9 protein-coding genes are annotated in these 10,915 nt (G+C 43.4%); 7 read left to right on the top strand and 2 right to left on the bottom strand.

Annotated elements, in window-relative coordinates:
* Nucleotides 1–94: 94 nt before the first annotated feature.
* The gene (gene gpmA, locus SIN01_RS12350; protein WP_010027001.1) at nucleotides 95–838 is read right to left on the bottom strand and encodes a 2,3-diphosphoglycerate-dependent phosphoglycerate mutase; all 744 of its coding nucleotides are present in this window, start codon (nucleotides 836–838) and stop codon (nucleotides 95–97) included.
* Nucleotides 839–1,151: 313 nt separating this feature from the next.
* Here gpmA and SIN01_RS12345 point away from each other — a divergent pair, with 313 nt between their 5' ends.
* The 3 genes from SIN01_RS12345 to SIN01_RS12335 all read left to right on the top strand — a co-directional run bounded on the left by SIN01_RS12345 (nucleotide 1,152) and on the right by SIN01_RS12335 (nucleotide 3,240).
* Nucleotides 1,152–1,937 carry a threonine/serine exporter family protein gene (locus SIN01_RS12345; RefSeq protein WP_010027003.1) on the top strand — a complete coding sequence of 262 codons (786 nt, stop codon included), beginning with the start codon at nucleotides 1,152–1,154 and terminating at the stop codon, nucleotides 1,935–1,937.
* 10 nt (nucleotides 1,938–1,947) lie between these two features.
* A complete protein-coding gene (locus tag SIN01_RS12340; protein WP_010027004.1) occupies nucleotides 1,948–2,436 on the top strand; it encodes a threonine/serine exporter family protein in 489 nt (162 codons plus the stop codon).
* A gap of 105 nt (nucleotides 2,437–2,541) precedes the next feature.
* A complete protein-coding gene (locus SIN01_RS12335) occupies nucleotides 2,542–3,240 on the top strand; it encodes an SGNH/GDSL hydrolase family protein (RefSeq protein ID WP_010027005.1) in 699 nt (232 codons plus the stop codon).
* An 88-nt stretch (nucleotides 3,241–3,328) separates the two neighbouring features.
* Here the strand turns inward: SIN01_RS12335 and SIN01_RS12330 are convergent, their stop codons facing one another.
* Complete coding sequence (locus tag SIN01_RS12330) at nucleotides 3,329–5,431, bottom strand: DNA topoisomerase III (RefSeq protein WP_010027006.1); 2,103 nt, start codon at nucleotides 5,429–5,431, stop codon at nucleotides 3,329–3,331.
* A 371-nt stretch (nucleotides 5,432–5,802) separates the two neighbouring features.
* Here SIN01_RS12330 and SIN01_RS12325 point away from each other — a divergent pair, with 371 nt between their 5' ends.
* From SIN01_RS12325 to SIN01_RS12310, 4 genes are all read left to right on the top strand, one after another.
* Nucleotides 5,803–6,237 carry an Hsp20/alpha crystallin family protein gene (locus SIN01_RS12325; protein WP_047034835.1) on the top strand — a complete coding sequence of 145 codons (435 nt, stop codon included), beginning with the start codon at nucleotides 5,803–5,805 and terminating at the stop codon, nucleotides 6,235–6,237.
* Nucleotides 6,238–6,836: 599 nt separating this feature from the next.
* On the top strand, nucleotides 6,837–8,594 hold the full coding sequence (locus SIN01_RS12320) for an ABC transporter transmembrane domain-containing protein (RefSeq protein WP_010027457.1): 1,758 nt from the start codon (nucleotides 6,837–6,839) through the stop codon (nucleotides 8,592–8,594).
* Nucleotides 8,591–10,384 carry an ABC transporter ATP-binding protein gene (locus tag SIN01_RS12315; RefSeq protein WP_010027455.1) on the top strand — a complete coding sequence of 598 codons (1,794 nt, stop codon included), beginning with the start codon at nucleotides 8,591–8,593 and terminating at the stop codon, nucleotides 10,382–10,384. Before SIN01_RS12320 ends, SIN01_RS12315 begins: the two co-directional genes overlap by 4 nt.
* Nucleotides 10,385–10,509: 125 nt before the next feature.
* On the top strand, nucleotides 10,510–10,821 hold the full coding sequence (locus tag SIN01_RS12310; RefSeq protein ID WP_010027453.1) for a hypothetical protein: 312 nt from the start codon (nucleotides 10,510–10,512) through the stop codon (nucleotides 10,819–10,821).
* Nucleotides 10,822–10,915 lie beyond the last annotated feature (94 nt).

Here is a 10,915-nt window from a genome sequence, read left to right as displayed (position 1 = left end):
GTCTATTGGTTTGAATACATGGCAAATTTTATTTACTTTCTTTTCCCATGAAAAAAGCACCCCGAACTCGTCCGGGGTGCGTAGCAAAATAGCTTTATTTTGTCTCTGCAGACGGGAGAACTTCTTTATCGCTCGGACCATCAGCAGTCAGGTAATAGCGATTTAGCGGTTTGAGGCTATCATCCAATTCGTAAACAAGCGGAGTGCCTGTAGGGATGTTCAAGCCGACAATCGTATCGGCATCAATATTGTCAAGATGTTTCACAAGTGCACGCAGCGAGTTGCCGTGAGCGGCAATGATGACTTTTTTGCCTGCTTTGATTTGTGGAGCGATTTCTTTCTTCCAGTAAACGAGCACACGGTCAACTGTATCCAGAAGATCTTCAGTCAGTGGTTGTTCTGCTTCAGAAAGATCTGCATAGCGAGGATCGTTCAACTGTGCGACAAAACGTTCGTCATCTTTTTCAAGTGCCGGCGGCTTAACGTCGGCAGAACGTCTCCAGATATGTACCTGATCTGCGCCGTATTTTTCAGCTGTTTTAGCTTTGTTCAGACCTTGAAGTGCGCCGTAATGACGTTCGTTCAAGCGCCAAGAATGTTCAACAGGAATCCAGGTTAAATTCAATGCATGAATGACATTCCATAATGTGTGGTTTGCTCTTGTGAGTACGGAAGTATATGCTTGGTCAAATGTGTAGCCATTTTTCTTCAGAATTTCTCCTGCTTCAGTTGCTTCTTGTTCGCCTTTTTCAGTTAAATCGACATCTGTCCAACCGGTAAAACGGTTTTCAAGGTTCCAAGCACTTTGTCCGTGCCTGATCAATACGAGTTTGATCATTAGTGGAAAACACTCCTCTCAAATTTTAACAATCGATAGGCCATGCAGCGAAGGCACAATGAATGAAGATGGGGTCACCAATCATTGCCATCACGCATGCATATAAAGTATCGACGTGATGAAGCCATTTTACTCAAATCACTCGCGTCAAGCGGCATAGAATGACGAATCAGTGATTTTTTCATCAATTATTATACCATGCTTTTAACTCTTTTACATTTTTCATCTTTTAAAACAATGTGAAAGTCTTGTTAACCGTGAAGGCTCATATTATAATGGGCATACTCAAAAATATAGAGAGAAGTCGTGACTTATGGATGGTTTCTTAAAGGGTCATCAAATGATGAACAGCCGGGAAGTTTTTTTACATGAGGTTGCAACGGTGTGTGTGTTGGCAGGAAAGATTTTATTGCAAAATGGGGCTGAAACATTTCGTGTGGAAGATACGATGAATCGTATTGCAAACAGCTTTGCAGTTCACGAAGCGCAAAGCTTCGTCACACCAACAGGAATTATTTTCTCAATTGAGAACCACGATGTTACTCAGCTTGTCCGCATAAGAGATCGTGCAACGAATTTACGTAAGGTGACTGAAGTCAATACCTTATCAAGACAGGTTGCTCAAGGCGCAATAAATTTAAGAACACTTCATCGCGAATTATCACGTATCAATCGATCTACTGTTGCTTACTCGGTGCCTTTGCAAGTTTTCGCAGCAGCAGTTGCCAGCAGCTGTTTTTTATTGATGTTCTTAGGACAATGGCATGATGTGCTTCCTGCATTTATTGCCGGAGGGGCAGGCCAAGCAGGCATGATCTATTTTCACAAACTATCGAAGGCGAAGTTTTTTTCAGAATTTATGTCCTCAGTGATCATTGGGGGGATCGCCCTCGTCAGTATCAAGACAGGTTTTGGGCTTCAAATTGACAAGATTATTGTTGGCGCAGTTATGCCACTTGTTCCAGGAGTGCCGATTGCGAATGCTGTGAAAGATATTATGGCTGGCGATTTAGTCGCCGGACTATCGAAAAGTGCGGAAGCAGGACTTACTGCCTTTGCAATTGGCATTGGTGTAACTGCAGCGCTTTTCTTTAATTGAGGTGACTTGCGTGCAATTGTTTACAGTGATTTGCGTCCAGTCGATTGCCAGTTATCTTGCCACTTGTGCCTTCGGAATCATCTTTAATATTCCCTTTAAACCGCTTCTTCATGGCGGGTTGATCGGAATGATTGGTTGGCTGATTTACTTTTTTCTGTTTCAAAATACAGGCAGTGATTTGCTCGCAACTTTTGCAGCTTCATTGGTGATCGCAATGATGAGTCAGGTTGCTGCACGACTTTGGAAAAACCCGGTAACACTTTATAGTGTATCAGGGATTATTCCCTTGGTTCCGGGGGGGCTGTCTTATTCGGTCATGAGCCGTGCCGTTGATAATAATTATGATATTGCGATTTATTTTGCAGAAAAAGTATTTGTTTTATCTGGAGCCATTGCAATGGGACTAGTGCTTGCAGAAGTGATCTATCAACTTGTACAAAAAATTAAGGAAATGGTTCCCCAAAAAACAGACAATCGGATCTTTCTTTCAAAAAAGTAAGATATTTCTCAATAGAACTGTTCATTCTCCTTTCTATTTGTTACTATGAAGGCAATAATACAAGAGTGGACCACAGGGAAGCCAGTCGCAAGGAGGGTAGCAATAATGAAATTGATATGTTTTGGTGACAGTGTGACGCGCGGAATTACGTTTATACGTGGCCGTTTTAAGATCATTCGTAATAATTATCCTGCGCTTCTGCAAAGTTCTTTAGGCGAAGAAGATGAGGTTGTGAATAAGGGCGTATTTAACGATAACTCCGACCTTTTGATCAAGAGGCTGGACGCTGATGTGCTCGATGAACATCCGGATATCGTGCTCATTAATATCGGCGGAAACGATTGCAATTTTCAATGGGATCAAGTGGCGAAGCTTCCGGATTCGGAACATGTTCCGGTTGTGCCGCTAGACCGCTATATTTCGAATCTTTCTGTGATGATTCGACGGATATCGGAGTCCGGTGCACTGCCTGTTGTGCTGAGCCTTTTGCCGTTAGATCCAGCGCGATACTACGCTACATTGATGAAGCATTACAGCCATTCAATCGGTCATTGGATCGGACTGTGCGGCGGGATCGAGCATTGGCACGGAATGTACAACCGCGCACTTAAGGATTTTTGTGCTAAATCGGGAGTAAAACTTATTGATGTTCGCTCCGCATTTAAGAAAAACGGAAGCTTTAACGATTTAATTAACGAGGATGGATTACATCCAACCGCAAAAGGCTACCAGGTTATGGCCGAAATTATATCCTCGTATATTCCTGATCTGAAAAAATCATGGAGCAAAATGCGTGCCTGTTAAATTTAACCTGAGAGATAAAGTCGCGCGCAGGGAAGTGCTCGGGCGTCTTTTAAACGAGTAAGAAAAAAAAGCCTTTCGGCTTTTTTTCTTACTCGTTTTTCTGTTTCATTGCAGCTTTTAATGCATCGGCCAAGCTGTTTCCGATCGGTTCGCTTTCTTTGTTCATTTGATGGAGCAGGCGCCGCGTTTCTTTCTTGTTTGCCTTTTGCTTCAACTCGTCTGCCTTTACAATGATTCCGCATGAGCGACATTGAAAATAAAGTCCGGCTTTACCGTGATGCATTTCCATTCGTTTATGACATGTTGGACAGCGTTTATTTGAAAGCTTGGGATCCCTACGCTTGCGATAACCGCACTCGCGATTAATACATACAAGAATGCGCGCCCCATCGCGGTCGTGAACCTCTTTCATTAATGAACCGCATTCGGGACATTTTGAACCGGTTAAATTTTGAATTTTATATGTTTTTTCACTGCTTTTTACTTCATTAATGAGCTGTTGCGTTTTTTTACGTATTTTTGTCATGAAATGCTGCGGATTTCCCTTGCCCTTAGCGATGTGCTCCAGCTGGTGTTCCCATTCCGCAGTAAGTGCTGCCGACTTAAGATCGTTATTAACGAGATCAATCAGTTGTTTTCCTTTTGCTGTAGGGCAAAGGCGTCCATTAATTCGTTGAACGGATTCAGCTTGAAGCAGCTTTTCGATGATATCGGCGCGTGTCGCAGGTGTGCCCAGTCCGTACTTCTCCATTTTCGTTAAGAGATCGGCTTCTGAAAATCTCGCCGGAGGCTCTGTCATTTTATCTTCAACGCGAATGCGACGAACCTGCAGTTGCTGGGCTTGGGTTAAACGCAGCTTTGCTTGCGGATGCGGCGCGTCTGATGGAGCGCTCAGCTGCTTAAATCCAGGATCTGTCTGTTCCGAGACGTTTAATACGAACGATTCACCGTTGATATCAAGTTCGGCATGGATGCTGCGGTACTGATACTGCGGATAAAACAGCGCAAGGAAGCGACGTACTACTAAGTCGAAGAGACGACGTTCATCGTCCGACAGATCGCTCATAAATACGGGCTGTTCTGTAGGGATCAGTGCATGATGATCGCTGACCTTTGATTCATTATATACAAATTTGGCAAGGACTTTTCCTTTTTGTTTATGCAGAATCGAACGTGTTTCTCTTCCATACATCGATGAGACAGCTTTTAAGCGTTCCGGCATGGTTGAAGCAACGTCGGGAGTCAAATATCGAGAATCTGTTCTTGGGTAGGTCACAATCTTATGATGTTCGTAAAGGTTCTGCAGAACATTCAATGTTTTTTTTGCTGAAAAGCCAAACTTACGGTTCGCGTCACGCTGCAATTCGGTTAAATCATATGGGAGCGGCTGGCGCTCATGTTTGTTTTTAACCGTTACCTGGCGGACAATTGCGGGATGTCCGGAAATTTTGGCTTTTAGCGTAGCTACATGCTTCTTTGATAAAATGCGGTTTTTATCTGCGCATTGCCACGTAGCCGTATATCCGCCAACATCGACGCCCAGTATCCAATAAGGCTTGGGCTTAAACGTACGGATTGCGTTTTCGCGTTCAAGGAGCATAGACAAAGTAGGTGTTTGAACACGACCTGCCGACAAGGAATCATTATATTTGACGGTTAGGGCACGAGAAACATTCAAGCCGATCAGCCAATCGGCTTCAGATCTGCATACGGCCGATTGATAAAGCTGATCGTAATCCTTGGCTGGGCTTAGGTGTTGAAAGCCATCTTGAATCGCTTTATCAGTTTGGGACGAGATCCAAAGCCTTTTGATTGGTTTGTGCCAGTGAATCGTCTTAATAATCCAACGGGCGACGAGCTCGCCTTCTCTTCCAGCGTCCGTTGCGATGATCAAGCTGTCCAGATCCTTGCGCTTCGCCAATTTGCTGATCGCTTGGAACTGAGCGCGAGTTTGTTTGATCGGCCGCGTTTCCATTTTATTGGGAATAATCGGCAGATCTTCAATGCGCCATGTTTTGTATTTTTGATCGTATTCTTCCGGCATTTTTAATTCAATGAGATGACCGAGTGCCCAAGTAACGATATAATGATCGCCTTCGATATAATGCCGTTCGGTTTTTTTACAGCCCAGTACACGAGCAATTTCTCTTCCAACACTAGGCTTTTCAGCCAGTACTAAAGCTTTAGTCATAAAGTTAATTCCTTTCTGTTACGCTTTGTCAAATGAGTCTGTTGCCTTCCGTTTCATAGGTTTCGCGGGCGACTGCGGGTCTGGTCGCTATTCTTTCGCGCCAACCAATATGTATTATTATAACGGACGGAGCGCATAATTTCAGTGTGACAAAAAGGTCAATTAAGATCAAATTAAGTATTGACCTTTATTGACCAAATGCTATAATAAAGCTGTAAGGGTTGAACGTGATCATGTTCCAAACCCCGGTACTTAGGTTCAAACAGTACGCAAAGGAGCGGTAAGCGATGTGATCGAAAGATGCATCAAATGAGACAGAAGAATCGTTTTAAGGTCAAAAGAACTTTGAAACAATTAAGGAGGAATTGATCATGGCAACACTATATCCAACAAGAAAAGATCATGACGGATTCTTTGACTTTTTACCTTCCTGGTTTGATGAATGGGGGCATAACTTCTCTCGGAATAACAGTCTTCAATCATTTGCAGCAGACGTTCAGGAACGTCCTGACGCTTATGATGTGAAAATGGATCTTCCGGGCTTCAGTAAAGAGAACATCCATATTGATTTTAGTCAAGGCGTACTAACCGTCGACGCGTCACGTGAGCAAAGGTCAAATGAAAAAGCAGAGGACGGAAGCTTCATTCGTAAAGAACGTGCTACAGGTTCTTATACAAGGCGGTTCATGTTTGATGGTGTTAATGAAGACGCGATTAGAGCTGAATTCAGCAACGGCGTGCTCGGCATCACACTCCCGAAAAAAGAAAATAAAAAGGCAGACCGTAAAGAAATTAACATAAATTAAAGCATAAAAAGAGAAGAGCGATGACGCTCTTCTCTTTTTATGCTTTTGCTCATGAGCAGCAAAATTTCCGCCTATCAATCGCGAGCCACAAGCGATTATTTCGTAAAAATTCGGTTAATTATTAATTGGTTAAAGTTCATTTAATTCGCTATTTACTTCAATTTTAATTAATTATATAATATAATCATTCTTTTTTAAACGAGAAGGAGGGGGACGTCATGAAAAGACATCTAATGACTGAAGGACTTAATGGACTGAATGATCCTGATGTTGTGACGTTCAACTCTTTTCCTCTGCACGAATGAAGACCAAAACGGCAGATTAAGGCGCTTTGCTGTCTCGATGAAGCCATGGGAGAAGGGACTTTAATTCTCCCTTGGCTTTTTTTGCACGGGTAAGAAAGAAAGTATTAAAAATAAAAGGTTTAAGAAAACGAGTGTAAGTGGTTCGGTAGAACGCCGCGTCCTGCGGCTCACCGAACACTAGGCCGTCCATGGCCGTCGCAACCAAGACTTTGCCTTCGCCAGAGGCTTGGCAAAGCCAAGTTTTCTAATGCGAATTGCTCATGAAACGGTTGGTTTGACAAGGAGGTTTCCGGTGTGCGCATATTTTTTGATTTATGGTGGTTTTTCAAGCAAGAACGAATGAAATACGGTTTCGGAATTATTTTTCTTATGCTTTCCAGTTTTCTTTCAATGATCCCGCCTTATGTTGTCGGTGTCCTGGTTGACGACATCCGAACAAGAAGTCTAACCTCAATGACGCTAATCAGGTGGATCTTGTTTCTTATCATTATTGGTATCATCTATTATGCTTTCGGTTATATTTGGCGCCAATTGATCTTTGGTTCTTCGATCATCCTTGCGAATCAATTGAGGAACAGCTTGTATAAGCACTTTACGAAACTTTCGCCAAATTTCTTTCAAAAACGGCGCATTGGCGATTTAATGGCTCATGCAACCAATGATATCAATGCTGTTCAAAACGCAGCAGGCGAAGGAATTCTCACCTTAATTGATTCAATAACCATGGGGGGCATGGTCATTGTAACCATGTCGGTTTTGATCAATTGGAAACTGACACTCATTACATTGCTGCCGATGCCGATTATGGTTCTCTTAACGATGCATTATGGAAATTTACTGCATCAGCGCTTTGGTAAAGCGCAGGCTGCTTTTTCCGGCCTAAATGATAAAGTTCAAGAAAACGTGTCGGGCGTCCGGGTGATTAAAGCATTCGGCGAAGAAAAAGCGCAAATTCAGTTATTTCGCAAGGCGTCTCGTGATGTGGTTGATAAAAATATTGCTGTCGCTAAAGTAGACTCTTTGTTTGATCCAACCATTACGTTTATTGTTGCATTCTGTTATTTTCTTGCATTGATTTTTGGTTCGGTTTTTGTCATGCAAGGCTCGATGACCATTGGCGGTTTAACCAGTTTTACTCTGTATCTAGGTCAATTGGTCTGGCCGATGCTTGCTTTCGGCTTCTTATTCAATATTGTTGAACGCGGGAGCGCGTCTTATGATCGAATCCGCAGGCTCCTGGCGATAAAGCCGGAGATCACGGATCAAAAAGGTGCATCAGAAGACGTACCGAGCGGCGCCATTACTTATGCTATTAAGGAATATTCCTACCCGGGCAATCAGGCTAAGGTGCTTTCGGATATTCACATCACAGTAAAACAGGGGCAGACGTTGGGGATCGTAGGGAAAACCGGTGCTGGAAAAACAACGATGCTGAGGCTGCTGCTCCGTGAATTCGATGTGATCGACGGTCAAATCAGCATTGGGGCGATGCCCATTCGTTCTGTAACGCTGGACGCATTGCGCGGTGCAATCGGCTATGTTCCTCAGGATCATATTTTGTTTTCAGCGACAATAGCAGAAAACATCGCGTTTGCCAAACCGGATGCCTCACGTGAAGCGATTGAGCGTGTCGCTAAACTGGCAAGTATTCATGAAGATATTCTTCATTTTAAGGATGGGTATGAAACCGTTGTCGGTGAACGCGGGGTTACGCTGTCCGGGGGACAAAAACAGCGAATCTCGATCGCGCGGGCATTGCTTGCCGATCCGGAAATTTTAATCTTTGATGATTCTCTATCTGCGGTTGATGCACGCACTGAGGTATCGATTCTTCACGCACTGAAACATGAACGTATCAATAAAACGACATTGATTTCCGCACACCGTTTGAGTGCAGTAGAACATGCCGATCAAATTGTCGTTCTTGATGAAGGCAAGATAATCGAACATGGGACCCATGAGGCGCTTATCAAAAAGAATGGCTGGTATGCAGAAATGTACGCCCATCAGCAACTCGAAACCATAGTTTCGAAGGGGGGAGAGAAAGGATGAACGAGGAAAAAAACACACAATTCTCCGGACGCGGCGTGATGAAACGGCTTCTGTCCTATCTTAAGCACTTTAAGTGGAAAGCGACGGCAGCATTTCTTGCTTTAATTATTGCAACAGGTGCTGATGTACTTGGACCTATTCTCATGAAAATCTTTATCGACGATTATTTAACGCCGCGCCGCTTTCCAACAGAACCGCTTGTCTTATTAGGAATTTCATTCATTGGGGTTTATGCCGTATCAGCCATGTTTCATTATATTCAAGTCATTTCTTTTCAAAAGATTGCCTTGAATATTATTCAGATGATGCGTGTCCAAGTGTTTGCAAAAGTGCAACATTTGGGCCTCCGTTTCTTTGATCAGACGCCAGGTGGCAGTCTTGTATCACGCATCACCAATGATACGGAAACAATAAAGGATTTATACGTGACCGTATTGTCGACGATTGTGAACAGCACGATTATGATGATCGGTATCTTTGCCGGAATGTTCTTCCTTGATGTACGCTTGGCGTTAATCTGTTTCATTCTAATGCCTTTTCTTCTTCTGTTAATGTGGGCGTACCGTATGCTAAGCTCCAAGGTTTACCGTGTGACACGTGTGAAGCTGAGTCAGCTCAATGCAAAGCTGAATGAGTCGCTTCAGGGCATGGCAATGATTCAAGCGATGCGCCAGCAAAAAAGGCTGCGCAATGAATTTGGGAAGATAAACAATGATCATAAAAAAGCGCTATTGAAAAGTGTTCGACTAAATAGCTTGATGCTGCGACCGGCCGTTTACTCCGTTTATTTAATTGGCTTAATCATGATTCTCGGTTACTTTGGTGTCCAATCGTTCGACAGCGTGGTAAAAATCGGTGTTCTTTACGCGTTCATCAATTATCTTGATCGTTTTTTTGATCCGATTAATCAGATTATGCAGCAATTGACCATTTTTCAACAGGCGATGGTTTCGGCTGAACGTGTCTTTGGTTTACTTGATGATAAACGCTTGGCTCCGGTTCAAGAGAGTGATGCAAATCCTAAAGTATCCGATGGCCGTATTGAATTCCGCGACGTAACCTTTTCCTATGATGGAAAAACAGATGTATTGAAGCACATTAGCTTTACCGCAAATCCGGGGGAAACGGTAGCACTTGTCGGGCACACGGGGAGTGGAAAGAGTTCGATCATTAACTTGTTAATGCGCTTTTATCCAATTCATCACGGTGGTATTTTTATTGATGGTCAACCGCTGACTGCATTCTCTGATGAAGAACTGCGCAAACGAATCGGGCTGGTACTTCAAGATTCATTTATGTTTGTTGGTGATGTAAATGACAATATACGACTGAGCCATCATGAGATTACGGATGAACAAGTACAAGCCGCCGCAGAATTTGTTCAAGCCGACCGATTCATTAAAAAACTGCCCGGTCAATACCAAGAACCTGTCGGCGAACGCGGTTCAACATTCTCAAGCGGACAAAGACAGCTTCTTTCTTTTGCAAGAACGATGGCACTGAATCCCAAAGTACTCGTTTTAGATGAAGCGACTGCCAGCGTCGATACTGAAACAGAGGAAGCGATTCAGACAGCGCTGGCAAAAATGCGCAAGGGACGTACAACGATCGCAATTGCGCACCGTCTGTCGACAATACAGGATGCGGATCAGATCCTCGTGCTGCATCGAGGAGAAATTGTTGAACGCGGAAAACATCAAGAGTTGCTGCAAAAAGGCGGGCTGTATTTCACGATGTATCAGCTGCAGCATGGGAAGGGCAGTGGCAAGGCTGCATCGGTATCGCCCTAAGATTTTGGCTGGATGAAGCCATTCTTCTAGTCATTGGTTCCCAACTTTTGCATGCACGGTGAGATGCTCTATAATAAAGATAGCCGAAGGTGTCTAAGAAATAGAGCAAGAGGTGATTTGAAAACATGGCAAAGAAATTCGCATCGATCAAAATACCACTCACTTCACCTGGAGGTATCAATTTACGGCGGATTATCCGATTATTTGAAGTGTTAAAAAAAAGTCGCTGCCGTGCTTATTTTTCCGAAAGCGGCTCAACCTTTCCAATAAATAATCTTCCACAAACGATGGCCTATCTTTCTTCAATCCATAAAAAAGAACTGTTACTTGTGCTTGAAGGAGAAGAAGCACAGGTTCTGCATCAGAAGCTATTGGAAGAGATCCAGCTGGCTGAGGAGAACGCTCGTGAAAATCCCGGACGTTACAGAAACAGCTAGCCAAGATTGTTGTTCTGATTGGGCAATGAATCGATGAAACGCAAATGAGTGAAAAATTAAGCAGGTGGATCCACAAGGATCTACCTGCTTTTTC

Origin of the sequence: Sporolactobacillus inulinus (assembly GCF_006539285.1) — a bacterium.
Taxonomy (GTDB): Bacteria; Bacillota; Bacilli; order Bacillales; family Sporolactobacillaceae; genus Sporolactobacillus; species Sporolactobacillus inulinus.
Note: the sequence above shows the minus strand (reverse complement) of the source record. Positions and strands in the feature narration are given on the sequence as shown.

Bases quoted from the DNA above. Each gene is read 5' to 3' on its own strand.
- SIN01_RS12330 (WP_010027006.1), bottom strand. From the start codon at position 5,431: ATGACTAAAGCTTTAGTACTGGCTGAAAAGCCTAGTGTTGGAAGAGAA.
- SIN01_RS12315 (WP_010027455.1), top strand. From the start codon at position 8,591: ATGAACGAGGAAAAAAACACACAATTCTCCGGACGCGGCGTGATGAAA.
- gpmA (WP_010027001.1), bottom strand. From the start codon at position 838: ATGATCAAACTCGTATTGATCAGGCACGGACAAAGTGCTTGGAACCTT.
- SIN01_RS12325 (WP_047034835.1), top strand. From the start codon at position 5,803: ATGGCAACACTATATCCAACAAGAAAAGATCATGACGGATTCTTTGAC.
- SIN01_RS12310 (WP_010027453.1), top strand. From the start codon at position 10,510: ATGGCAAAGAAATTCGCATCGATCAAAATACCACTCACTTCACCTGGA.
- SIN01_RS12345 (WP_010027003.1), top strand. From the start codon at position 1,152: ATGGATGGTTTCTTAAAGGGTCATCAAATGATGAACAGCCGGGAAGTT.
- SIN01_RS12335 (WP_010027005.1), top strand. From the start codon at position 2,542: ATGAAATTGATATGTTTTGGTGACAGTGTGACGCGCGGAATTACGTTT.